Annotated in this window: 25 protein-coding genes; 9 read left to right on the forward strand and 16 right to left on the reverse strand. The window is 58.4% G+C overall.

The features are described from left to right. Positions 1–217 precede the first annotated feature (217 nt). Both J4E00_RS01165 and J4E00_RS30170 read right to left on the reverse strand, forming a co-directional pair. Positions 218–1,144, reverse strand: a complete 927-nt coding sequence (locus J4E00_RS01165; RefSeq protein ID WP_208173175.1) for a hypothetical protein — start codon at positions 1,142–1,144, stop codon at positions 218–220. Between the two features lie 35 nt (positions 1,145–1,179). After that, positions 1,180–1,269, reverse strand: coding sequence for a hypothetical protein (locus tag J4E00_RS30170; RefSeq protein WP_208173176.1), 90 nt, complete (start codon positions 1,267–1,269; stop codon positions 1,180–1,182). Positions 1,270–1,360: 91 nt separating this feature from the next. On the opposite strand from J4E00_RS30170, the gene J4E00_RS01175 reads away from it, so the two are divergent. Continuing rightward, the gene (locus tag J4E00_RS01175) at positions 1,361–1,816 is read left to right on the forward strand and encodes a VOC family protein (RefSeq protein ID WP_208173177.1); all 456 of its coding nucleotides are present in this window, start codon (positions 1,361–1,363) and stop codon (positions 1,814–1,816) included. Between the two features lie 24 nt (positions 1,817–1,840). On the opposite strand, the gene J4E00_RS01180 is transcribed toward J4E00_RS01175, so the two are convergent. After that, positions 1,841–4,591: a polynucleotide kinase-phosphatase gene (locus J4E00_RS01180; RefSeq protein ID WP_208173178.1), complete on the reverse strand. Its 2,751-nt coding sequence runs from the start codon at positions 4,589–4,591 to the stop codon at positions 1,841–1,843. A gap of 28 nt (positions 4,592–4,619) precedes the next feature. Between J4E00_RS01180 and J4E00_RS01185 the strand changes: the two genes are divergently transcribed. The 3 genes from J4E00_RS01185 (at position 4,620) to J4E00_RS01195 (ending at position 6,059) form a co-directional block, all read left to right on the forward strand. After that, entirely contained in the window at positions 4,620–5,063 is a 444-nt protein-coding gene (locus tag J4E00_RS01185; RefSeq protein WP_208173179.1) for a hypothetical protein, read from the forward strand. A gap of 21 nt (positions 5,064–5,084) precedes the next feature. Next, the gene (locus J4E00_RS01190) at positions 5,085–5,645 is read left to right on the forward strand and encodes a hypothetical protein (protein WP_208173180.1); all 561 of its coding nucleotides are present in this window, start codon (positions 5,085–5,087) and stop codon (positions 5,643–5,645) included. Between the two features lie 90 nt (positions 5,646–5,735). Beyond that, entirely contained in the window at positions 5,736–6,059 is a 324-nt protein-coding gene (locus tag J4E00_RS01195; protein ID WP_208173181.1) for a DUF4844 domain-containing protein, read from the forward strand. Positions 6,060–6,182: 123 nt separating this feature from the next. Here the strand turns inward: J4E00_RS01195 and J4E00_RS01200 are convergent, their stop codons facing one another. Together J4E00_RS01200 and J4E00_RS01205 are read right to left on the reverse strand one after the other, a co-directional pair. Next, positions 6,183–7,049, reverse strand: a complete 867-nt coding sequence (locus J4E00_RS01200; RefSeq protein ID WP_208173182.1) for a hypothetical protein — start codon at positions 7,047–7,049, stop codon at positions 6,183–6,185. Positions 7,050–7,082: 33 nt separating this feature from the next. Further along, positions 7,083–7,982, reverse strand: coding sequence for a hypothetical protein (locus J4E00_RS01205; RefSeq protein ID WP_208173183.1), 900 nt, complete (start codon positions 7,980–7,982; stop codon positions 7,083–7,085). Between the two features lie 145 nt (positions 7,983–8,127). Between J4E00_RS01205 and J4E00_RS01210 the strand changes: the two genes are divergently transcribed. Further along, positions 8,128–8,988, forward strand: a complete 861-nt coding sequence (locus tag J4E00_RS01210) for a hypothetical protein (protein ID WP_208173184.1) — start codon at positions 8,128–8,130, stop codon at positions 8,986–8,988. An 8-nt stretch (positions 8,989–8,996) separates the two neighbouring features. Here the strand turns inward: J4E00_RS01210 and J4E00_RS01215 are convergent, their stop codons facing one another. Beyond that, positions 8,997–10,487: a 3' terminal RNA ribose 2'-O-methyltransferase Hen1 gene (locus tag J4E00_RS01215; RefSeq protein WP_208173185.1), complete on the reverse strand. Its 1,491-nt coding sequence runs from the start codon at positions 10,485–10,487 to the stop codon at positions 8,997–8,999. Between the two features lie 142 nt (positions 10,488–10,629). On the opposite strand from J4E00_RS01215, the gene J4E00_RS01220 reads away from it, so the two are divergent. Next, entirely contained in the window at positions 10,630–11,262 is a 633-nt protein-coding gene (locus J4E00_RS01220) for a hypothetical protein (protein WP_208173186.1), read from the forward strand. 90 nt (positions 11,263–11,352) lie between these two features. Next, entirely contained in the window at positions 11,353–11,730 is a 378-nt protein-coding gene (locus J4E00_RS01225; RefSeq protein ID WP_208173187.1) for a hypothetical protein, read from the forward strand. Here J4E00_RS01225 and J4E00_RS01230 read toward each other — a convergent pair. The 4 genes from J4E00_RS01230 to J4E00_RS01245 all read right to left on the reverse strand — a co-directional run bounded on the left by J4E00_RS01230 (position 11,727) and on the right by J4E00_RS01245 (position 15,630). Continuing rightward, positions 11,727–13,199, reverse strand: coding sequence for a GH1 family beta-glucosidase (locus J4E00_RS01230; protein WP_208173188.1), 1,473 nt, complete (start codon positions 13,197–13,199; stop codon positions 11,727–11,729). The two genes, J4E00_RS01225 and J4E00_RS01230, sit on opposite strands and share 4 nt — an antisense overlap. A gap of 137 nt (positions 13,200–13,336) precedes the next feature. Beyond that, positions 13,337–14,422, reverse strand: coding sequence for a glycosyltransferase family protein (locus J4E00_RS01235; RefSeq protein WP_208173189.1), 1,086 nt, complete (start codon positions 14,420–14,422; stop codon positions 13,337–13,339). A gap of 54 nt (positions 14,423–14,476) precedes the next feature. Further along, the gene (locus tag J4E00_RS01240) at positions 14,477–15,400 is read right to left on the reverse strand and encodes a UDP-2,3-diacylglucosamine diphosphatase (protein ID WP_236049368.1); all 924 of its coding nucleotides are present in this window, start codon (positions 15,398–15,400) and stop codon (positions 14,477–14,479) included. Then, positions 15,397–15,630, reverse strand: a complete 234-nt coding sequence (locus J4E00_RS01245) for a hypothetical protein (RefSeq protein WP_208173190.1) — start codon at positions 15,628–15,630, stop codon at positions 15,397–15,399. Before J4E00_RS01245 ends, J4E00_RS01240 begins: the two co-directional genes overlap by 4 nt. 229 nt (positions 15,631–15,859) lie before the next feature. Between J4E00_RS01245 and J4E00_RS01250 the strand changes: the two genes are divergently transcribed. Together J4E00_RS01250 and J4E00_RS01255 are read left to right on the forward strand one after the other, a co-directional pair. Next, entirely contained in the window at positions 15,860–16,465 is a 606-nt protein-coding gene (locus J4E00_RS01250) for a hypothetical protein (protein WP_208173191.1), read from the forward strand. A gap of 547 nt (positions 16,466–17,012) precedes the next feature. Then, positions 17,013–18,146, forward strand: a complete 1,134-nt coding sequence (locus tag J4E00_RS01255) for a hypothetical protein (protein ID WP_208173192.1) — start codon at positions 17,013–17,015, stop codon at positions 18,144–18,146. 30 nt (positions 18,147–18,176) lie between these two features. Here the strand turns inward: J4E00_RS01255 and J4E00_RS01260 are convergent, their stop codons facing one another. The 6 genes from J4E00_RS01260 to J4E00_RS01285 all read right to left on the reverse strand — a co-directional run bounded on the left by J4E00_RS01260 (position 18,177) and on the right by J4E00_RS01285 (position 24,121). Further along, the gene (locus J4E00_RS01260; protein ID WP_208173193.1) at positions 18,177–18,758 is read right to left on the reverse strand and encodes a PPC domain-containing DNA-binding protein; all 582 of its coding nucleotides are present in this window, start codon (positions 18,756–18,758) and stop codon (positions 18,177–18,179) included. Positions 18,759–18,916: 158 nt separating this feature from the next. After that, positions 18,917–19,432 carry an NUDIX domain-containing protein gene (locus J4E00_RS01265; protein ID WP_208173194.1) on the reverse strand — a complete coding sequence of 172 codons (516 nt, stop codon included), beginning with the start codon at positions 19,430–19,432 and terminating at the stop codon, positions 18,917–18,919. Between the two features lie 68 nt (positions 19,433–19,500). Then, on the reverse strand, positions 19,501–20,244 hold the full coding sequence (locus J4E00_RS01270) for an HAD family hydrolase (RefSeq protein ID WP_208173195.1): 744 nt from the start codon (positions 20,242–20,244) through the stop codon (positions 19,501–19,503). A gap of 157 nt (positions 20,245–20,401) precedes the next feature. Beyond that, positions 20,402–21,400, reverse strand: a complete 999-nt coding sequence (locus J4E00_RS01275; protein WP_208173196.1) for a hypothetical protein — start codon at positions 21,398–21,400, stop codon at positions 20,402–20,404. A gap of 147 nt (positions 21,401–21,547) precedes the next feature. Next, positions 21,548–22,603, reverse strand: coding sequence for an alpha/beta hydrolase (locus J4E00_RS01280; RefSeq protein WP_208173197.1), 1,056 nt, complete (start codon positions 22,601–22,603; stop codon positions 21,548–21,550). A 234-nt stretch (positions 22,604–22,837) separates the two neighbouring features. Beyond that, on the reverse strand, positions 22,838–24,121 hold the full coding sequence (locus J4E00_RS01285; protein ID WP_208173198.1) for a glycoside hydrolase family 5 protein: 1,284 nt from the start codon (positions 24,119–24,121) through the stop codon (positions 22,838–22,840). Positions 24,122–24,140: the final 19 nt, after the last annotated feature.

Here is a 24,140-nt window from a genome sequence, read left to right on the forward strand (position 1 = left end):
AACTAAGGTATTATTAAATCCGGTAGCGTATTCGCAGTGGGTCGTGACTTCAAGGGCCTTTCCTCGCCCCCGCTCTACGTGTCGGGCATCGCGGCCAGCTTTCCGGAACCCATATGTGGCGGGCGGCATCTACGTGGCCGTGGCGCTGATGTGGCTCATCCCCGACCGGCGCATTGAGCGCACTTTGGTGGAGAAGGGTGACGAGAAACACTGACTATCAGCTTACCCATCCATTGACATAAGTGAGGTCAACAACTTCTCCATTCACTTTCACCATATAAGTGTTTCCTCTCCCGCATCGAGGCCCACAGTAGCACGCTTCCTCGACAAAGTAAAGCTGTTCGGACTCAACTATTTTAGTTATTGAACAAGTATTATAATTCTCGCTTACGCTTTGTTTAGGAATTATTATCCCGCCAATTGACAGCTTCTCCAAGGCGACAATTTCTGATTTGTAATTCCATTCTCTACCAGCCGGAAAAAACTTTAAATTATTGACTGTATACCAAGGGTCTAACAGGCTGCGCTGTTCGTCAAGACGACGCTGAGGATACTTAGCTGCATCCAGCTTATTAAGTACCAAAAGTACCTTGTAGATGGTTTCATCAACTGTTTTTTTTGTCAGCACTACCGGGTCTCCCTCGAAAAAACGTTTGAAAAAACTATCTCGGGGCATTGATACTAATTTATGTTTGACTGATAGGTAGCGTTCTAACTGGCTTTCAAATACAGTCTCCGCATTGGCGGTTTCCTGATGCAAATACGCTAGGATGACGCCTTCATCGGCACCAAACACAAACATGTGCTCTGCACTTACTTGTTCTGCGGCGGCAACATCGTTATCCATCACTTTTTCAAGCACCCGGGCTAATTCAGGTGTCTTGACAGCTACGCCTATACTTTTCAAATAGCGACGGCCCCAACTACTTTGCGCGAACCTGTCAGGAAGCCCATTAAGGAGTTGTAATGCTACCTGCTGATTTGCTAGCCAAATAGGCGTATCATGTACTAATGCTCGCACCGAATCAGAACCGTATTTGGTCTGAATAGCAGGCAAGTCTTTAATAAGTACTTCTCTGACTTTTTGGGCATAGCAAGTGCTATTAGCAAAAAGCAGCGCTATCCAGAGGCATAATAGTTTCATAGGTTCATCAACCTTTAAACCAGCCAATTATTGTACTACAGCCGCGGGTCCACCACCTCTTTTTCTAACGCTAGGACGCCAAAGACGCATTGATGCACCCGGCGCAGGGGCTGGCCAGCTACCAAGCGTTCCAGGCCGCATCGCTAAGCGGAAAATAGCGCAAAAAGAATTGATACTTAGATTTGGGGCTTGCTGCTAATCGGCGAATCTTCCATCATGAAAAAACTGTTTTTCTGCGGCTTACTCGCTCTCCTAATGAGCATAGCAATGGCGAATACTGCCGCCGCACAAGGGGCTACGCTTCTTAATCATATTGCTCTGTATGTGGTTGATGTGCAGAAAACCAGTGATTTCTATAAAAAGGTACTGCTGTTGCCGGAGATTCCGGAGCCTTTCAAAGATGGCAAGCACGTATGGCTGCGCATCGGGCCACACAGCCAACTGCACATCATTCAGGGCAACAAAACGCAGGACCACGACATCAATACGCACCTGGCTTTTCGGGTGGAAAACCTGGCCAAGTTCATGGCGCACCTCGACAAGCAGGGCATCCGCTACGGGAACTGGAAGGGCGAGCCAGGGAAAACGACCCCTCGTCCCGACGGCGTGCAACAGATTTACCTGCAAGACCCGGACAACTTCTGGCTGGAAGTGAACGACGACAAGTTTTAGCGGCAATTCACTTCCAGCCAAGCCCTACAACCGCGGGTCCACTGCCTCACTCTCCAGCGCGAGCACACCAAAGACACACTGATGCACGCGGCGCAGGGGCTGGCCGGCTACGAAGCGTTCCAGCCCCTCCACTCCTAGCGCGAACTCGCGTAGGGCGAGGTTGCGCTTGGCTTTCACGTTGCGCTGGCGGAGGCGGTCGAGGTTGCCGGGCAGCAGGTAATCGGGGCCGTAGATGATGCGCAGGTACTCGCGGCCGCGGCACTTGAGGGCGGGCTGGAGCAGGCCGCCTTTGCCCTGGGGCACGAAGTCGTAGGGCTTCACCACCATGCCTTCGCCCCCGGCGGCGGTGAGGTCGGTCCACCACTGGATGGCGGCTTCGACTTCGGCGGGGTCCTGGAGGGGGACGACGCGGTAGGGCGTGGCGCGGAGCAGGCCGGGGTCGGCGAGGGCGAGGGAGCGCAGGGTTTCCATGTGCCAGGCGTGGTCGCGGTCGAAGTAGGTGCGGCCTTCGGTGGCGAGCAGGTGGAAGGGCGCCAGCTTGAGGTCGTCGAGCGAGAGCACGGGCCAGCAGTAGCGGCGGTAGGCGTCGGCGTAGTGGGTGGCGGCGTGGCGGCGGGCGGTGGTGCGGGCCAGCAGGGCTTCGGCGCCGTCGAGGTGGCGGGCGGCGGCTTCGGTGAGCACGGCTTCGACCTGGGGCAGGGCGGCGCTGGCGGCGGCGGCCACGGCGGCGTACTGGTTTTTCACCAGCTCCTGGGCTTTGGCCGACCAAGGCAGCAGCTCGGCATCGAGGCAAACCCAGTCGGTGTCGAATTTCTCCCAGAAGCCGGCGGTGCTCAGGGCGTCGCGCAGGCGGGCGAGGAAGGCGGTTTCGAGGGCGGCATCGGTGAAGAAGTTGCGGCCGGTGCGGGTGTAGCACTTGCCAATGCCCTCGCCTACCAGCCCCAGGCGGCGCTGGATGGCGGCTTCGTCGCGGCCCAGCACCACCACCACGCGGCTGCCCATGTGCTTTTCTTCGCACACCACGCGCTCCACGCCGAGGCGCTTGTAGTAGTCGAAGGCTTCGGCGGGGTGTTCGAGCAGGTCGGGCAGGGCCGAGGTTTCGGTGGGCGACATGGTGGGCGGCAGGTACAGCAGCCACTTGGGGTGCAGGGCGAAGCGCGACATCACCTCCAGGGCGGCCACAGCGTTTTCCTCGCGGATGGTGACGCCGCGCATCAGCCGGGTTTCGATGAACTGCTTGCCGGTGACGTCGCGGATGTCGAGCAGGTCGTCTTGTTCGTGCTGGGCGGTGGTGATTGGTTGTTCGTTATCAGCGGTTAGCTCGTGCTGGGCCTGCTGCTGGAGGGCGCGGTAGTTGAGCGGGCGCACGGGCTCGCAGTAGACCTGCGCGGCGGGCACGGCCACGAGCTCGCGCTCGGGGTAGCGCAGGGCGGTGAGGCGGCCGCCGAACACGCAGCCGGTGTCGAGGTCGATGGTGTTGTTGAGCCATTCGGCGTCGGGCACGGGCGTGTGGCCGAAGGCGACGATGGCGCGGCCCCGGTACTCGCGGGCCCACTCGTAGCGCACGGGCAGGCCGAATTCGTCAATCTCGCCGGTGCTTTCGCCAAACAGCGCGAAGGCCCGCACGGCGCCCGAGCCGCGGCCCTGCATCTCTTCGGGCAGGCCGGCGTGGGCCACCACCAGCTTGCCGCCGTCGAGCACGTAGTGGCTCACCAGGCCGTCGAGGAAGCGCCGCACCTCGCTTTTGAAGGCTTCGGGCTCGGTTTCGAGCTGGGCCAGGGTTTCGGCCAGGCCGTGGTTGACGGTGACTTTCTTGCCGTTGAGGTGGCGCAGGAGCTTGATGTCGTGGTTGCCGGGCACGCAGAGGGCGATGCCGTCGCGCACCATGCTCATCACGAGGCGCAGCACTTGCGGGGAGGCCGGACCGCGGTCCACGAGGTCGCCGAGGAAAACGGCTTTGCGGCGCGGCACCGGAACCTCACCCCCGGCCCCTCTCCCGCGGAGAGGGGAGCCTGACGATTCCGAGAGGTGCATTTCTGGCTCCCCCTCTCCGCGGGAGAGGGGGCCGGGGGGTGAGGTTTCCGTTAGGGGCGCAACCACCCGCACGCCCAAATCCCGCACGTCATTAATGGGCTCTTCCAACACCTGATACCCCAGCTGCTCCAGCAGCGCGCGCAGCTCCTCGTAGCAGCCGTGCACGTCGCCGATGATGTCGAAGGGGCCGGTTTCCTCCTGGTGGTTGTTGTAGAGGCGGTCGCGGGTGATGGACTGGACGGCGTCGATTTCGCCCACGTTGCGCAGGTGGTGGATGTGCCGGAAGCCTTCCTCTTTCAGACTTCGCAGGCTGCGGCGCAGGTCCTGGCGGTGGCGGGCAATGATGTGCCGACCCAAGTGGCGGCGGTCGGGGCGGTCGGCGTTGCGCTCCTGGGCGACGGATTCGGGCACGTCGAGCACGATGGCCACGGGCAGCACGTGGTATTGGCGGGCCAGGGCCACCAGGGGCTTGCGGCCTTCGGCCTGCACGTTGGTGGCGTCGACCACGGTGAGCAGCCCGCGCTTCAGGCGCTTGGCCACCAGGTAGTGCAGCAGCTCAAAGGCGTCTTTGCTGGCCGATTGGTCATTTTCGTCATCGGCCACCAGGCCCCGGCAGGCATCGGAGGACACAATTTCCGTGGGCTTGAACAAGCGCCGTGCAAACGTGGACTTGCCCGCGCCCGTGCTGCCGATGAGGAGGATAAGGGAGAGTCCGGGAAGCTTAAGGGTATCTTGGGGCATTGATTTCGGCAAATGGTAACCTTACCTGATGGCAAAGCTCTATTTAGACATTGATGGCGTGTTGCTGACGGCCAAACATACGCAAGCGGCACCCGGCGTCGATGCATTTGTTGCTTTTGTTACGCAACACTTCGATTGCTACTGGTTGACTACGCATTGCAAAGGCGACAGCCACACCGCAATTAGATATCTTACACAATTCTTACTTCCGTCGACGCTTGAGCAACTTAAAGTTGCTGTACATCCCACAAACTGGGATGCACTCAAGACGGAAGCCATTGACTTTGAATCTGATTTTTACTGGATTGATGACAGTCCGTTCCAAGCCGAAAAAGCTTGTCTTAAATCCAACCAAGTAACGGATAGACTGATTGTTGTTGACTTGAACTGTCCCAACGAACTTTCTAGTGTTCAGACCAAGCTACAAGCGTTTCTTAAAAACTCGGTTATTCGCGAGACAGCACAGCAATAGTCAAGCACAAATCAAAAGCACATGAAAGTCGGCCGGCAATTCAATACGCTCACTTACGGTGAGTACCTGCACCTGATTGAGAACCGCAAGAAGTTCACGGACTTCAATACACTGGGGTTGTTTCGCTCCATCGTGGAAACCACGAAGCTGAGCCTCGAAGAGAAACTTGAGCTTCGGAAAGTTGCTATTGCGGCATTTGCGAAGACATTTGAGTTTCTGCAATTGAAAGACCCGCAGACCTATTTTGCAGTGACTACGCTAGGCGAAAGCCTAACCGTTGCTGATAAGAACCAGGCTTGGGAAGATATTCGGCATAACCAGCAGAAGATTCTGGAGAGCAAACGGCTAGGCCACCGGAATTTCGGCACCTATTCAAAGCATTTGTGTGGCTATGATACCTGCCCGCTGAATGGCATGATGATTCGAGCAGGCTCTCTTCTGGCGTATGGCGGCGAGATGCATTTTCATTCGGATAATAGCCGTGATTGGTCTAGATGGTCTAAAGAATTAAAAGCTAACCGGCACAAACGAGATAGAAAAGCGGAACCTCAAATCATTAGACAACTGCTAGACAGTGAATAAATCTTTACTCTACTTACAAATAGGTTTAGCGAGTTTGATAGTCATTATTAGCTAGTATACTTCACTCTTCCGCCAAGCCCAAATTTCATTATGAATCAGTTAATACAGCAGATTTCAGCATTTAAGGTTCGAGACAACTTTCCATTAGAAGATTGGGAAGGACGAGGTCTAAACCCTTCGGATGAAGCAACTCGTCAAGGAATGAACTTAGCTGTCATTGAATTTGCAGACTTCCTTATTTCACAGATTTCAAATGGCGTAGTTGAGCATGATGTGATGTTGGAACAGGTTCAGAATTACTTTGATGAGAGAGATAATTATGAGTTCGATACAGAAGAACGAGAGTACATTGTCGATGTTCAATGTGGACTTGCAAGACTAGTCAAAGTTGATTGTAGCGACCTGCTGATTTAATCAGGATTCCGTTTTTGTAAACACCGCTGCTTACACGAAGACGCGCCCACACCCCTCCCCTATGCCCAGCAGCCGCAGCTGCTACACGCAACCCGTAGCTACGCCGGCAGCCAGGTACAGAACTCAGCGCGGGTCCATTCGGAGCGGGGGGCTGGGTTGCTGCTGATTTTTAGATGCGGAGCCGCCTGCAGCCGTCCACCACTCGTCATTTTCCCAGTACCGGTCCCAGCCCAGCTTGGCGTATTTGGGGTTTACATTTTCCCCGCGGGCCCCGATGGTGAAAGTATCGAGCACACCGGACCCTACGGCTTCGTAGTCGCGGCCCAGGAGCAGTTCCTTGTGGTGGTTGGTCTGGTATTCGGTCCATTTGCCTTTGTAGAGCAGAGCCAGGGTGCCATCCATCGGGGCTTCGGTGGCGGTTTGCACGAAGTTGATGGTACCGCCTTTGGTAATGTAGAACTCCAAGGTGCCGGTTCCTTCGAAGGTGCCGGTGTGCGGCTGGGTTGGGGCCTGACGAAAAATAAAATGGACTTTGGCCGTGTAGGTCCGCAACAGCGAATCTTCAACGCTTGTATTGACGAGGCTGGCCCGTTTGAAATGCGCCAGTTCCCGCAGCTGCAGCGAGCCGGAGAAGGGCACTACGGCTTTTTTGAACCGACTTTTCCCCTTTACCAGCAGCGTCCCGGGGTCCAGGCTATCCGGCCGAACCTGAGTAAAGGCGAAGGAAATCCGGTAGCGGTCGGCGCCGAAAAATCCTTCCATCGGCGTCACCCCCGGCGAGTAGTCACTGGCATGATTCAACCAGAGATTGGCGAATTGCCGGTTTTGCGCCAATAGCAGCAGAGAATCCGTTAGCGTACCTGCCCGCCTAACGGGTGGTACGACTGCTTTAGCCGCGGCAGATGGTGGCGTTTTGGCCACATCAGCCGACTGCTGGCAACTGGCCAGGCCGGCTACCATCCCTAGGAGTAAGCTATGTTTTATACGCATACACCAAAGCTAACCTACCAATTGGTTGAGCGGCTATAAATGTTTCGGCGAGGTGGCCCACCATTCCTCGTTCTCCCAAAACTCGTTCCAGCCGAGCTTGGCCAATACGGGGTCTACATCGCCGACGCGGCCACCGGCTTCCTGTTCCTTCATGACGGGTGCGGGGGTTACGGCGCTGAGCTTGTTGGCCCAGGCTGCCGGGCGGTGTCGGCCGGTGTGGTTGTCGGTCCAGTCGCCCCGGAACAGCAGGCCGCCCCCGTGCGTGGGGTTGAAGCCGGTGCCCCAGATATCGGCCAGTTGGAGCACACCGTGGCTGTTTTCGTACACGTCGAGCAGGGCTTCGCCGCGGTATACGCCCGCGCCTTTGGTGGCGGGGTCCTCGCGCAGCTCGTAGGTGGCGCGTACCACGAAGGTGGGCACGGAATCGGTGGGCTGGTAGCTGTTGTCGACATCGAGCCGAGCATCAAACACCACCGTCTGCACCGTGATGGTGCCGGCAAATGGCGTGATGACTTTGCGGTAGCGGTTGCGGCCACGCACTCGAAACTGCTCCGGCCGCAAGGAGTCGCGCCGCACCTCATCGAAATAAAACGAAATCCGGTAATGGTCGGGGCCGTAGAAACCTTCAATGGCTTGGCGGCTCGGGGCACCCTTCTGCCAATTGGCCCAGAGCGGGGCCAGGTCGCGGGTGCGCAGCAGGTCGTGCGCAGCGGGCGTGAGGGTATCAGCAGCACTCAAAGCGGGCAGAACCAACGGAGCCGCCCGCCGCGCGCTGTCTGCCAACAGAAAGGCGCGCTCCTCGGCCTTGGTGTAGGCCGTATCCTGCTCATTACTGGGAGTTTCGGCAGATGCAGCTACCAACGGTACTTTAGTTCTGGATTGGCAGCTAGCCAGCAGACCGGTAATCAGCGCAAATAGGAAGAAGTATTTCACGCATTGCAGGAGATAATTATCAGGCAGTGGATTTGCCCGCGCCGCCGATGAGGAGAAGAGAGTTAGGATATCTTGGGGCAGATACTAATCAGCGTACATTTGAAAAGCCAAGAAACTTTCCATCAGCCTTGAATAACCAACCTCAATGAAGAAGCTAGCTGTTTTATTCATCATTCTACTCAAATCAAGCATCGGATATTCACAGACTGACAAGAATGGCAATCCTGTATTCGAATCAGTTATTGTGAGTGAGGAAAAGTTTGAGGATATAGAATTGACTTCTAGCTACTATACACTAAAGAACAATATTGAGAATAAAGGCTCATCTGTTTTTATATCCGAGAAGCCCACGCTCAATCAGATTGAAAATGCAGCCACGTCTTTAGCATCAAATTTCTATATTTTAACCAAGAACCGCAACATACTCTATTTCATACTAATAACGGGAAAGCCAAGAACATTTTTGGTTGTCAACCCAAATACGGGAAGCAAGAATGAGTATCCCTGCAAAATCAAAGGGAGTATTTCCGAAAATCGAGCGATGGAGATGATAAACAATAATTATGATTCAAAAGCTTCATTAAACGGGAACAAGCTTTTATTCAACAATAATAATCATCAGGTCTTTTCTAATGCAGAAGCGAAAGATGCTATACTGCAACTAATAAAAGCGCACAAACTGAATAATGTTCAGGGCTCGGCAGTAGTCATGCGTAGTCAAAATGAATTGAAAGCGCTTGTATTACAAGAGACCAAAGAGGGTGGTAAGCTTGATTTCTTTACTCCAATAAAGGGTCATGAATATGACGGAATGCAAATCAAGCCAGGGATAATTAGTACTATGATAGGCATTGCATTGTACAAATGGGGAAGAGCTAATTTCGATTTAGGTATCAGCACTCTTGATGACGCAGTCGCGGTTTTCTCAGAATTTAAAGGGCGAGAATTAAACCAACGTGAGAAAGACTACATAAAAATGGGCTTTACCAAAGAGTTAGAAAAGTAGCCCTGGCTTTATACTCCAAACACCGCCATTTGCGAGGGCGCGCCCACGCCTTCCACCTCCTCCCCCATGCTCTCCAGCCGCAGCTGATACCCATGCCGCTCGGCCACGCCGGCGGCCCAGGCGGCAAACTCGGCGCGGGACCATTCGAAGCGGTGGTCGTCGTGGCGAAACTCACCGGCGTTGAGCTTCTCGAAGAGCTGGTTGTAGTCGGCGTTGGGGCTGGTGACGAAGACGTGCGCCGGGCGGGCCTGGCCAAACACCACGGCTTCGAGGGCGGCAAGGCGGTTTTCGTCGAGGTGCTCTATGACTTCGACCAGGGCCGCCACGTCGAAGCCGGCGAGGCGCTCGTCGCGGTAGAGCAGCGAGCCCTGGATGAGGTCGATGCGGGTGCGCTGGCGCGGGGGCATTTCGTCGAGGTGCAGGCGCTGGGCGGCGCGGGCCAGCGCCTGGTGCGACACGTCCATGCCGAGGATGTACTCGATTTTAGGTTGGCGCAAGAGCAGGCGCAGCAGCTTGCCTTCGCCGCAGCCCAGGTCGAGCACGCGCTTGGGAGCCAGCTGATAGATTTCGTGGGCTACTTGCTGCAGGCGCTGGTCGTGGAGGCTCAGGCGTTGGTCACCCTCCGCGTTCACCTCACCCCCCGGCCCCCTCTCCCGCGGAGAGGGGGAGCCAGACGATTCCGCATCGGGCATAGCCGGTGCCCCCTCTCTGCGGGAGAGGGGGTCAGGGGGTGAGGTTTCGTTGGCCGGGTCGTTGATTTCATCCCCTTCCATCAGCCGCTCCAGCGTCGGATTCACGTACGCCGCCAGGTAGCGCAGATAGCGGCGCGTGATGAAGCCGCGCTCCGGGTGCTGGGGTAGCCAGTCGCCGCCGCGGTGCAGCAGCTTCTCGGCTTCGTGCTCGCCGATGTAGTAGTGCTTGTCGTTGTCGAGCACCGGGAGCAGCACGTAGAGGTGGGTGAGCACGTCTTGCAGGCGCAGGCCCTCGTGGCGCAGATGCAGGGTGTAGTAGCGGCTGTCGCCCCACTCCGGCACGGTGGGGTCGAGCGGGGTAGTTTCAATTTCCACCTCGTAGCCCAGCGGCTCGAAGAGGCGGCGAGGCCAGTCGGGGCCGGGTGCCGACACCACGGCCACTTTCACGGCCAGCGGCAGGGTTTGGGCGGGCAGGTCGGGCTTGTCTTTGCAGGTACCGTTCATGGCGGTGCCGTAGGCTTTGCTTAGGGCCGCGCTCAGGAAGGATGAGGCCACGTAGGGCCGGTCGTTCACGTATTGCTCTAGCGCGAAGCCTTCGCCGGATGCGCCGCCCTTGCCGCGCACGAGGCCCACGGGGTCGAGGTCGAGCAGCAGGGCGGCGGTGCAGCGCTCGGCCGTGGCTTCGGGGTAGAACACGTGGGCCTGGCCGCCGGCTACTTCGATGCTTTGCAGACGCGCGGGGTTCTTGTGCAACAGGTAGCCGAGGTCGGTGGCGGGCTGGTAGGTGGTGGAGATGGTGAGGAGCATACGGAACGGACCCGGAAAAGCGGGAACCGAAGGTAGCACAGCCCCGGTCAGCGCGGGGCAAGGTTGCGGGCTGCGAAGTAGGTTTGCAGTCGGCAAAGCCGTTTTTTAGCCCGCTTCCCTCCTTTTACCCGCGCCGTTTTCTGTGTCCGATACCATTCCTCCCGCTTCCCCTACTGGCCCGTCTCTTGACGATTTCGCCAGCTTCTACCTCTACGGCCTCACCAACCAGCCCTACCAGCAATCTACTGATTTAGGGAAGTTTGGCGAGCTGTACAACCTCGTCATCGGCAACCACGGCGGGCTGGGCATTGCCAGCACTTTCCACCCCTACCAGCTGGTGAATCAGGTCGGTGTAACGGTGTGGTATGCCGCCTATGCGCAGTTCTATACCCAGCCCAACCGCCTAGAGCTATTCGCCGAAATGACGGTGGAAAAGGCCTCTTTTGTAACAGTACCGCCGGCCTCGTTCGCCGAATTCCACGTCTGGCCCGACACCCGTCTGACTACCGACGAAAACCCAATCTTTGGCCGCTTCGTCCCCTTCGTCATCCCCTTTCTGGTGCGCAAAGACCCGGAACTGCTGCGCTGGGATGCCGAATTTGCCGCTGCTGAAGGCGACAACCGGCGCATTCGCCCCTACCTGGATGCCGTAAATGCGGCCATCAAATTCGTGCAGCCTGCCCCGGCTTTCGTGCTAGGGTTTGGGGAGTTTGACGAGCAGCAGCCAGAGCTGCTGGTTGAGAAGTTTCTGAGCTGCCGCGATATGCTGCTGTAGATTATTGTATTCCGAAACGCTACTTCCTTATTCTATGAGACTCACGCATTCCGCCACTGGCTCAAACCGCTTCTTAATCCTGCCGAAACCATGAGCTACGACGTTGCCCTGTATCGCCGGGAAGTGCAGGAAAAGCACGACCAAAACCCGCAAGAATCGTTTTTTGAAGACGAGGCGAACATCCTGCCTTTCACTCCCGAACAGCACCAGCGCCTGCACGAGCGGCTGCTGGCTTACGGGTATAAGGAAGTAAGCCGACAGCCAAGCCACATCGAATACCTCCTGGACAGGGGCGACGACCCGCCTATCCTGGCCATGCTATTCAGCAGCACGCTGCACCTCACCGTCTCGCCCGCATCGAGCGAAGACGTGTTTGATATCGGCATGACGGCCTCCGAGTTTACCGACGATGGCGACTTCGCAAAATACGATTCGCAATTAGGGGACTGGGAAAGAATCGAAGACTAACTTCCACTGGCCCGGTCTGCTACGGCAGCTGTTGCAACGTCAGACGGGGCCACTACTTTGCCCTTTAAGAAGGATTTATACCAACGCCCCGAGTCCTTCAGAATCCGTTCCTGCGTTTCGTAGTCGACGTGAATCAGCCCGAAGCGAGGGCCGTAGCCCTCGGCCCACTCGAAATTATCGGTGAGGCTCCAGGCAAAATAGCCGCCCACGTCCACGCCTTCGTGCTTGGCCCGCAGCACCTGCCCGATGGCCGCTTGCAGATACGCCCGGCGGGCCGCATCGTGCACCCGGCCCTCTGTTGCCACATCTGGGAACGCTGAGCCACTTTCAGTTATCAGCATTTTTGGCGCATTTGGATAAGCGCTGTACTGTTTCAACATTTGGTAAACCGACTCCGGATAGACCTCCCAGCCCATGTCGGTGTAGGGTACGTTGCGCTGCTTGGCGGGCACCAGCGCGGCCCACTGCAACGGTAGCCAGGGCGAGAATTTCACCACTTCGCGGGTGTAGTTCTGGATGCCCCAGAAGTCGAAATCGAAGGCCATGCGCTGCTCGTCGCCGGGCTTTTGGTAGCGCTCCAGCAGCCAGCGTAGGCTGGGCAGCTCGGCCAAAGGGTAGCCCAGGCCGAGGGTGGGCTCCACAAAAAAGCGGTTCAGCACGGCGTCGGCGCGGCGGGTGGCGGCTTCGTCGTAGCCGTTGCCGGGGCGGTGCGGCGTGAGGTAGGAGCACGAAAACGTGGTGCCAATTTCGGCCGCATCAGGCAGCAGCGCGCGGAGGGCCCGGCCGCCTTCGGCCTGGGCCAGCGTAGCGTGGTGGGCCGCTGCCAGAAACGCCCCCAAGTGTCGCCGGCCCGGCGCATGAATGCCCAGCAAATGCCCCGCGCCCACAAACACCATCGGCTCGTTAATGACAGCCCAGTGCGGCACCCGGTCGCCGAGGCGGCGGGCCATGAGCTGGGCGTATTCCGAAAACCAGCCCACGATGCTGCGGTTGGTCCAGCCGCCTTTGGCTTGCAGGGCGCTGGGCAAGTCCCAGTGGTAAAGCGTGAGCATGGGGCGCAGGTCGCGCTCCAGGCAGGCATCCACCAGCCGGTCGTAGAAGTCGAGGCCGCGGCGGTTCACGGCGCCGGTGCCTTCGGGCAGCACCCGCGACCAGGCGGCGGAAAACCGAAAATCAGTCAGGCCCATGTTGCTGGCCAGGTCGAGGTCGGTTTCGTAGCGGTTGTAGAAGTCGGCGGCCACGCGCCCGTGCTCGTTGCGCCGGATAGCCCCCTTACGCCGCGTAAAATCGTCCCAGATGCTCGGGCCCTTGCCTTGGTGCTGCCACGCGCCCTCCGTTTGGTAGGCCGCGGCCGAGGCGCCCCATCGAAAATCAGCCCCAAAATCGGCACGGGAAAAAGGCAGCGGAGCGGAATCAGGGAAAAAGGCCGCTGGCAGCGGCTCGTCGTAGCGGGGCGGTAGTTTAATCATGCGCGGGGCGCGGAGGGGTTATTGGGAAATGGAATAACGCTGCAACAGCAGTCTACCAAGGCAGAACCTTATACGGCAAAGCGTCATGCAGCGTGCAACAAAGCATCTCTACCGCACTAACTCAATCAGGTGGTTTGCTATTGCAGTAAAGATGCCTCACTGCGCGCTGCATGACGTTCTTTCTTGCGCGGTATTGCTCCAACGCTACTCAAGTCAACACCCTTGCCTGTCAATTGCTCCCACAGCAGCCTATCTAGTACGTCGCCCGTGTGGTCTGGGTAATCGACGGCAATGATTTCGTCGCGGTGCAGCCACTGGTCTACCTTGTCCAGGTTCTTGTCTTTGAAGTTTTTGATGACGGGCACCCCCATTTTGGCCAGCGCGGCCGCGTTGCACTGCTGCTCATATTGCTGCTTCATGGGCATCACCAGCAGCTTTTTACCCAAGTAGAGGGCCTCGGCGGGCGTTTCGAAACCGGCGCCGCAGAGCACACCGGCCGAGCGGGCCAGACTGTCCAGAAACGCCGGGCCGCTCACCGGCCACACGCGCACGTTGCCGTATTCGGCCGGCGACCGGCTGTGTTTGCTGAACACCTCCCAGCGGATGCTACGGCTCAGGTATTGCAGGCGCTCCACCAATATTTCCTCTTCGTAAGCCGGCAGGTACACCGTGTAATGGCCCTCGTTGGTGGGGTTTAGCTCGCGCACCTGCTGGCGGATGACGGGCGTAGAAATTCCCGGCGCATATTCCTGAAAGTGAAAGCCGTACTGCGCGGTGCTTGGCGCGTAGTGCTTCAGCACGGCACGGCCTGCCGGGTCCTCCTTGTCGGGCCGGGGCGAAGCGCCGTGCAACACGGCGCTCTGGTGGCTAAGGGCGATGCAGGGCACTTCGCGCAGCTTGCAGGCCCAGCTACTCACGGGCTCGAAGTCACTGATGACCAAATCGTAGCTGTCCACGGGCAGGTGCCGCACTTCGCTCACAAATTTGGCCGATTTGAACTGCCAGAAGGTTTTTACGAAGTTGATGCCGCCCTTTTTACCAAACAAAAAGCCCATGCCCTGGGCCCGGTATTTCACCTCGAACGGCAGCGGCAAGTCGGCAGGCGGGCCACTTATTAGGATATCGAGCTGGTCGCAGCGGCTGCGCAGCAGCGGCACCACATCGAGGGCGCGGCTCAGGTGGCCGTTGCCGGTGCCTTGGATGGCGTAGAGTATTCGGGACATTTGACAGCAGGGAATCGTCTCACGTGAGGTGCTACGTCGGGGCGACTTAGGTTCTTATTTAATCTTAAATTCAGCCAGCAACCCCTCAAGCAGCGCGGCCGGGTCGGCGTCGGCTAGTTCCTCGGCGGCATCAGCGGCTTCGGCCTCCGCGGTTTGCTGCATGGCGGGGTCATCGTTGTAATAATAAAGCTGCCAATCTGTTTCGGCAGTGTATTCCAGGGAGGTCAGGTTTTCGACCCAGTCGCCGGAATTCAGGTAGATAACCTCGCCTTTTTCAGTGGTCAGCGTTTTGATTTCGGGCTGGTGGATGTGTCCGCAGGCCACGTAGCGGTAGCCTTCGTCGGCAGCGATGGCAGCGGCGGTGCCCTCGAAATTACTTACGGCCGCCACGGCGGTTTTCACCCGCTCCTTCACCAGCTTGCTTAAGGCCACGCGGGGCCGGCCCAGCTTGGCCAGGCCGTAGTTCACGAAGCGGTTTATTAGAATCAGCAGGTCGTAGCCGTGGCCGCCGAGCTTGGCCAACCAGCGCGAGTGCCGCATGGTTACGTCAAACACGTCGCCGTGAAACAGCCAGGTGCGGCCGTGGGGCAGGTCGAGCACCAGCTTGTTGTCGAGGCGGAAATTACCTAGCTTCAAGCCGGCGAACTTGCGCAGCAGCTCGTCGTGGTTGCCGGTGAGGTAGTGGATTTTAACGCCCTTGGCGGCCAGACCGGCCAGGTAGCGCACCACCCGCATGTGGGCCGGCGGCCAGTAGTTTTTGCTGAACTGCCAGATGTCTACAATGTCGCCGTTGAGCACCAGTACCTGCGGCCGGATACTCTTGAGGTAGCGCAGCAGTTCGGTGGCGTGGCAGCCGTAGGTGCCCAGGTGCACGTCTGAGATAACGGCCACCTGCACCCGGCGCTTCCGGCGGGCCTTGGGCCGGGCCACCGGGGTCATTTCGCCGATTCCGGGCACTGCAGTGGATACCGCCCTCATGCAGCAGCGGCTTGCGTGAACCGGCCGCCCCGGGCGGACCCGGTGCTACGGCGCGGCCGGATAGCTGGCCCCGGCAACCGCCGGCCCAGTCCACCCCCACCCCCAAACGCCGAGCGCAAACTACCGAGGGTGTGCAACACAAACGCCACCCACAGCGCCACCTGAAACAGTTCGTATACGAGCCAGCGCCCCAAGCGGCGCAGCCCCGAAATCAAGGCTGGGAAGTACATAGCAGGCTAGGTTATTAGCGGTGAAAAATCCTGCTTTCAAAGTTCGTTTGGCAATGTGATGCGCTGTTTACGGGCGTATTACCCTTAAATAAATTCCGTCACCGCCGGCGCAGTCCAATTTCAATGGGGTAGTATTTTGCTGGATTCTGGTCCGGTTTTACGTTCTTTGCTGACTCAACTATTCCCAGTTTTCTCCTCTCTTATTTCATTCCTTATTAACCTTTTTATTATGCAGTTTCTACCCCGTGTAGCCCGCCATTTTCTGGTATTAAGCCTGCTCCTGCTGGGTGCAGGCGCAGCACTGGCGCAGCCCACCGGCAAGGCCGCTAAAGGCCGCAAGCGCTACACTTTCGCGCAGAAAGACTCGGAGTCGCCCTACGTGCAGAACGTAACCAAAAACACCGATGAGGAGCAGGACGTGGATGGTTCCTTCACGCGTCTCGGCTACCGCTCAGCCACCGACATGCTCACCGAAATTACGGCTCTCAAAAAGCTGCACGACTGGGCCGATACCACCTACCAGCGCCGCGTAGCCGCCATCCCGCCCGGCGGCGCCTTGGTGGTCATTGTGCACCGCCAGGGTCCGAAAGGGGTTGAGATGTCGAACCTTACCCTCACCGCTACTGATAAAGCCGGCAAAGAAGTCTTTGCCCAAACCCTGGCCCCCGGCACCGGCCGCTTTTTCGGCCGTGACCTCTACCAAGGCAAAACCATTATTCCCTTCCCCAAAATGGACCCGCAGGAGTTAAACATCAGCATCCGCGACGCCAAGCTTTACCAGACCTTCGACTACACACTGGCGCTGCCGGCCGCCCAACAAACCGCAGCGGAATAAGAAAGCCATTGGCTAGACTGGTTTCACAGAAACAGTTACTGCAAATACTCCAACTAAAAAACAACGCAAAAAAAGCTAATTAAATTAGCAATTGTATCGAATACAACTATTATCTTTGGTATATCGCACGGTAGTCTCCCGCCAAAGCGCCGTCTGTAAAAAGACGAAGCCCCGGCTGCTGGACACAACCGAGGCTTCAAGAAGTGGGTGGAACGTACACCCTTTCTTCTAGCAAGTATGAAACGGGAACGTGCGAAACAGCTACTGCAAGATTGGTGGAAACCAATTTTGCTGGGGTTTGCGAGTGGCGTAGCGAAAGACGTAATTCTTTTGCTGCTCTCTCACTACCTCAAGTAGTGGTAAGGGGTTGGGCCGAGTGCCTGGCCCCTTATTTTTTATCCGCTTTTTTTACTAACGCAAATGTATAAAGGTTTTCTACACTTTGCTACACTCCGGCTTCGTTGAGCTTGCCCAACCTCTAATTTCTTAATTGCATGCCGCATTACTCCTCCACTAGCCAGTGCTGGCCAGCCCGTCAGCAAGTAGCATGAAGCGCAGATTTACTCTTGGGTTTCTGATGTTGCTGCTGGTATTGATTGCCGCTTTCAGCCGTCCTACCTACCACTACCCGGCCCCGGCCGAGTTGCGGCAGAAAGCGCATTACCTCGAACGCATCATCCGCACGCCGGAGAGTGAATCGACGGAGCTGAACGCGCTAGGCAACGCCGAATGGTCGTTGTTTTCCATGTCTTATTCGGTCTATGCTTTCACGAACATGGCCCAGTTGGATAGCACCTTCCGGCCTGAAGCGGCCCACTACACCCAGCTGGCTATTGGCAAAATGCTGGCCGGCAGCATTGCCCGGGCCTTTCGAAATCCAAACGCCAGCGTCGCGGCCGATTCGGTAACGTCCGTGCTTTACCTCGGCCACCTCAACCTGATGCTGGGCTGCCACCGCCTGCTGGCTCCCGACTCCCCCTACAAAGCGCTGCACGATTCGCTTTCTGCCACGCTGCACCGCCGGCTCGCCACCGCCCCCAACCACTGCCTGGAATCCTACCCCGGCGGCGTGTGGTTGCCCGATAATACCGTCGCCCTAGCTTCGCTTCAACTCCACAGCGACCTGACGAACAGTCCTTACCGCGCCTTTTGCCAGCAATGGGTCGTCTACGCCCGCCAGCACCTGACGGACCCTGCCACCGGCCTGCTCCTCTCCAAACCCACCACCCATCACCAAGAGGCTGAAGAACCGCGCGGCTCCCACTTGGGCTGGAGCATTTTCTTCCTCTACCGCTTCGCCCCTGCCTACGCCGCCGAGCAATACCGCCGGTATCAGGAGCAATTCAGCACTAATCTTGGCGTCATCCGCCTCTACCGCGAGCGCGCCGGCCAATACGAAACCAGCGAAGGCGACATCGACAGCGGCCCCCTGATTCTGGGCTGCAGCATCCCGGCCAATGCCTTCGCTTTAGGCAATGCCGTGGCCCTGCGCGACTGGCGCAATGCCCAGCGCCTGCGCCGCGTCATCAGCTTCGGCAGCCGCGAAGTGACCACGCCGCAGGAACTGTATTACCGCGTCCGCTTCGTGGATTTATCCGTCAGCCCGCTGGCCGAGGCGCTGCTGCTGCACGCCGAAACGATGACGCCGTGGCATGTGCGCAGAACAAGCGGCACCCCGTAATGCGTACCATGATGCTGGAGCAGGCGCGGGTTATTTCTCCAACGCAGGGTCAATCACATTGGCGTCAAACTCCTCGTTGTGCCTTTTGTAAAGGGCCGTCGGTTCTACCGTCACGAACAGCTCCAAAGTGGGACCAATAATGAGTTCCAGCAGATGACCGCCGCGCACGCTGCCGTCGGCAGCGGCCAAGTTCAGGTGGGAATGTGCCGCCGGCTTGCCGTTGAGTAAGGCAATATCGCCGGTCAGCGACGTCACTTCGGAAGGTTCCGTGATGGGAATGACTTTAAATTGCTTGTGGCTATAGTCATACACTCCAATCTTAGCCGACAGGGCATCGCCAATGGCTTGATAGTGTGCGCTTTTTACGTTGTATTTTTGAGCAAATTCCGTCAGGCCAGACATTACCTCATCGCCTTTAGCAAAAACCAGGACATAGGTTTTAACGGCGCCGCTGGTGCTCAGCAGCTTCACTTTCATTCCGGGGGCTTTGCCCAGCACCACGGGCTTGGCCGATGCGGGTGATACGTATTCTTGCGCTTGGGCGGCAATACTGGTCCCAGCAACTAGCAGGGCGGTAGCGGTAAAGTGTTTAAGCCGCATAATAGTCATCATGTTTCTACTTAGTAGCTGAGTTATAACAGCTCATACGGCGCAGCCACTTGCAAAGCTGAGCTGCAAGGCAGACTATGGACACTGCCCAATCTTTCAATAAGCACCAAGAGCCGCCCAAAACAATGTTTGGGGCGGCTCTTGGTGCTTGCATAAGGTTTCTATTTCTGCCGCAGCCTCACCCACTGCACGGCAATTACCGTCTTCGCATCCTGAAGCGGCTCGGCTACCAGCGCTTCCCAGGTGAAATCGAGCATTTCGATTTTCTCGTTTTCCTCGATTAGCCCGCCGCCGGCACCGGTTTTGTGGCTTACCTCGGCGTAATAGACGGTGATTACCTCCGCACTCGTGCCCGGCGAAGGCCACATCTCCACGATTTCTTCGAGCTTGTCGATTTCATAGCCCAGTTCCTCGTGAATCTCGCGGCGTACTGCCGTTTCGGGCGCTTCGTCTTTGTCAATCATGCCGGCGGCAATTTCCAGAATCTCCTTTTCCGGGCCGATGCGGAACTGGCGGGTGAGCACGTACACCTGCCGGGCCGTGTCGTAGACCAACGCAGCCACGGCCTTGCCGGGCGCAAACTGCTCGCGCTTGAGCTGCACGTCGCCGTCCAGCACAATGAGTTGGTTGACTTTGTAATGGCCGTTGAAAACGCGGCTACGCTCGATAATCTGCATGGTGGACAAGGGTTGGGTTAGGGCCTCAAAGAAAGGCAAGGAGATTAATAACTCACGCCCGATGGCGCTTACTCGACTGAAGCGATAACGCGCAAAGCATCTTCCAACGGCTCAAGGCTCATAATTTCGGCCACGTGGGGCAACGGCCGCACCGCGCCCAACCGGTTGAGCCAGACCGGCCGGATGCCCACGGCCAGCGCCCCCAGCACGTCGGCCCGCCAATTGTCGCCGACCAAAACGGTTTCCTCCGGCCGGGCTCCCAGGCGCTGCATGGCTACCTCAAAAATCCGGCGGTCGGGCTTGGGTACGCCCACGTCTTCTGAGGTAATGAGCGCATCCACCAAGTCAGTCATGCCCAAAAAGGCCAGTTTTTCCTCCTGCTCGGCGGTGCGGTTGTTTGTCACGATGCCGATGCGGTAGTGCGGCTTCAGGGCTTGCAGCAGGGCCAGCGCCCCAGCTACGGGCTGGCGCATCAGGGGGTAATGCGTTTGGTTGGCCCGTACAAAATCGTCGATTTCGGCGGCTGTAGCATTTGGCCAGTACGGCGCCAGCAGCCCTTCGAAACGTAGGCGGCGAGCCTCTTCGTAGGTGTAGCGGCCCGCCATCAGCAGGACATGATATTCTTCCAGCAGCTCGCTGTACAGCTGGTAGAAGGGTTCGAATTCGACGGTTTGGAAAAATGGCAGCGGGGCAGCACTGGCCCGCAATGACGCCCGCGCCGTAGCAATATGGTCGAATAAGGTGTCGTCCAAATCGAACAGAACGGTAGTTAGGGGCGTCAGTAGCAGCGGGCTTTCGGGTTTCGGCAGCATGAATGATTCTGCATTTGGATTTCAATAGCTGCGACGTGCGGGCTACTGAGCAAAGAAACGCCCACTTGTGACTTTTGCCGGTGAATGACTATTAAGGTAGCTTTCAGTGCCATTAGGTCCAAGTGTTAGCCATTGTAGAGCATGCCCAAAACCTGAATTAGTTGGCGTGGACCGCACTAGATTTGGTCTTTACCTTAACCTTTTGCTCTTTGCTGCCTAACTTTTGCCCGGCAGCCTTAAGCTGTTCATAGGCCACGCGTTGCAAGGCCACGGCCTGCGCGGGCGTGATGCCAAGCGTGGCGGCGGCTTCTTCGGCAGCACCTAGTTTGCGCGGGTCGCGGCCGGTTATTTCGCCAAATACTACGCAGGCGCTGAGGTAGGCGCCCCAGCGGCTGGGGTGGCGGTGGTCGGCTTCCCAGAGGTTTATTTTGCTCGGCTCGGGGGCATAGGGGTTGGGCATGGCCACGCCTTGTTGAATGGCGCGCAGCCAGGCGTCGCCGGCCGGGGCCACCCCAGCAATGTGACCGTTTTGCTGCGCCAGGCCATAGTAGGCAGCGTGCAGGTCGTGGGTCATAGAATCGAGCGGGAGGCCGGCGTAGGCACCACCAGCCGGGTACACGAGTGAGGCACCGACCCAGGTTTGGTAGAAGTACACCTGCGCGACAGGGTTGGCCGTATGGATGGCCTGCTCCAGCTTGGTGGCGTATTCGCGGAACCGTTCGGGCTGGCCGCCGTGGCGGCTGGGCAGCGGGCCGGTGCTGAGGTCGTGCATAATCACCCGGTCCCAGCGCGGCTGTTGGATGATGGCCAGGGCGCTGTCGTAGTGAAACTTGAGCGTTTGCCCGCTGATGGCTTCGATGTGGACCTCGTAATTGAGGCCCGCCTCGTCGGTAAGTTTTTTGAAGATGCCGGGCACACCACCCCAGGGCCCCGGCTCGTTGGCGTACATGCGGCGGCGCTGGCCCCGACGGTCGGGCGTGAAGTTTTCGTCGGTGATGGCTGCCGCATTGTAGTTGAGCATGGGCGGCCTAGCTCCGTGGAAGTAGCTGTTGCCCACGAACAGAATGACGGTAGGCTTCGGCTTGGTTTGGGCTGCAACGGACTTGGGCAGCCACGCTACTAGGCCGAAGAACAAGAGGAGGCTATTCAGGCGCATTAAAGATTCAGAGGAAGGAAGTGAAAGCCATTTGGCAATCTAATACAGCTGTTATCCTGAGCGTAGCGAAGGACCTTTTCGTGTTTGCACCTAGTCGTTCAGTGGTAATAAGGTCCTTCGCTACGCTCAGGATGACAGGCGTTGTGCTTACGGTTTAAAATCCAAGTGTTTGTCGAAAAACGGTAAGACGTGCTGGAACATCCGGCCCTCGTGGCCCATGATGCGGCTGCCGTGGGTACCCTCGTACTCCTCGGCAGTGTGCGGAATGCCGAAGACGGTGAGCAGGCTGCTGAAATTGCGGCAAGCTGGCGGAATGTGTTTCACCTCGTCCTGCGCGCCCCAGTCGAAGGCCAAGGCCCGCAGCTGGCGTAGGGCCGCCGGGCGGGTGGGTAGCACGTAGGCGGGCGTGGCCAGTACCCAGCGGGCCAGCACGGCCTCGCGTCGGACTAGGCTGTCGGCCCCGAGCGAGCCGGGCAGGTCGGCGCCGAAGGGTTGAGCTTGGGGGTTGGGCGAGAATGCGCGGGATGCCGACACGGTGGACAGGGCTGGGTGGCTGTGCAGGACCTCGGCGGCGCTGTGGGCGCGCAGGGCCACGGGCAGGCCGGGGCCGGGCAGGTAGCTGGGGTGCGGCCCGAGCAGGGCGGGACTCAGGGCGTAGGCTGCGGCCCAGGTGCCGGGGTAAGCCAGGGCCAGCCGTACAGTGCCCCCACCGCCCATGGAGTGGCCGGCGAGGCCCCGGCTGCCCGGTCGCGCCAGCGTGCGGAACTGCTTATCGACAAACGCTACCAGTTCGCGCGCCGTGAAGTCGGCCCAAGGCCCATTGGTGGCCGAGTTGACGTACCAGCTGCCGCCGAAGCGGGTTTGCTCATTCGGTACCACTACGATGAGGGGCCTGATTTTCCCTTCGGCAATGGCTTGGTCAAGCAGGGGTTTCATGCCATCCTGGTTGAAAATCAGGCTGTCGTTCCAAGTGAAGCCGTGCAGGTAGTACAGCACTGGATAGCGCTTGGCGGGGTTGGCCTCGTAGCCAGCCGGCAGGTACACGCTCACGCGGCGGCGCGGGTTTTCGCCGCCGGGGTTGCCACGCAGCAGCTTCGAATCGAGGTAGGTGACGACCACGCGGCCGGCCGGCGCGGGACTGGTTTGGGCCCGGAGGCCGGGGCTGCTGAGCAGTGTGAGGAGCAGAAGCAGCAGGGTTTTCATGGTGGCAATTAGTTTAAAAGGCCGTCCTGCTGCGCGTAGCCAAACCGAAGGTCACCGTAAGCAAGCACCTCTACCGCTTCGTTGTCCGGTACTCACCAAACCGGACAGCGGAATCACACGGGTCTCACTCGTTGCAGCGAATAGATTACTACTGCGGTAGAGATGCTTGCCTACGGCGACCTTCGGTTTGGCTACGCGCAGCAGGACGGGCTAAGTTGCGTTATCAGCAAGCGGCTACTTCTTCAGTTCCGCCTTCAGCGCCTCAATCACCTCGGGGTTGGGAAGACAATTTTTGAACTTGATGTTTTCCAGAATCTGGGGCAGCTCGGTGGCGCTTTTCACGTCCACGATGTAGGGCGGCTTGATGCGCAGGAGGGCTGCAATAGGCTGGTCGTTGAAGCGCTTGTAGGTCCACTGGCACCAGCCGATGCCGACGCTATTGAGGTTGCGAGCGGCTTCGCCCATCCACTGCGCGGAGTTCTCGCCGGTTTCGCCCACCCACACGGGCACGTCCTGGGTTTCGCGGAAGCGCAGCAAGTTGCCGATGGTGCCGAGCTGGTTGGCGTCGGGGTTGCTGGCATCTAGCGCGTTGCTGAGCGGGTACTTCTTGAGGTCGTAGCGGTGGGCGTTGTAAACCAGGTTTTCGGGGTGGGTGAAGGACTTGCGCTCGATGGCGTTGTAGTTGTTGCCGTAGCCATTGCCTTCGAGCAGCAGCAGGTGCTGGTCGCCCTCGGCCCGCACCGTGTTGATGAGCCGCTCGAACATGGCCTGAATGGGCGGGTTGCCGCCGGGCACGTTGTTGGGCTCGTTTACGAGGTCGTACATGGCAATGCGGCCGTCGTTCCTGTAGCGCCGGGCCAGCACCGCCCACAGGCCGTTGGTCATATCCTGGTACACCGGCTCCTTCCAGAAGTCATTAGGCTGCAAGGCGTCCGAGATGTTGGAGTCGGTGCCCTGGGCGCCGGGGGCGGCGTGCAGGTCGAGCACCACGTAGAGCTTGTTGGCCGCGCACCAGGCCAGCGCCTGGTCGATGATGCGAATGGCGTCCAGCTTCTGCGGCTCTTTGAACAGCTCGCCGGCTTTTTGCCACTCCTTCAGCTTCGCCACATAATCAGCATACGGCACGGTGCCGCGGATGACGCCGTTGCGCACCGCCCGCTGCTTTTCGGTGAGAAACAGGTCGTAGTGCAGCGGCAGCCGGATGCAGTTAAAGCCCTGCTGGGCAATAAAATCAATGTCCTGCTTGGTGACGAAGTTGGCGCGGTACTGCTGGTAGAATTTCTCCACTGCCGCGTCGCTCATGCCCGCACTGTAGAGCACCTTTTTCACCGAGCCCTGGGTGCCGCCGTAGCCAGGCTTCATCATGTAGCCTTCCTGCAACAGCCAGCCGCCCAGGTTCATGCCTTGCAGCAGGACTTCGTGGTTCTGCGCATCTACGATTTTGGGACCGTTGGCGTGGAGTAGTGGATTTTGGGCGAGGACCGGAAGGGAGATAAGAAGGAGAAAAAGCGTTTTCATGTAAGCAGATAAGGGTAAT

It is taken from the genome of Hymenobacter negativus, assembly GCF_017571495.1.
GTDB classification, from domain to species: Bacteria; Bacteroidota; Bacteroidia; order Cytophagales; family Hymenobacteraceae; genus Hymenobacter; species Hymenobacter negativus.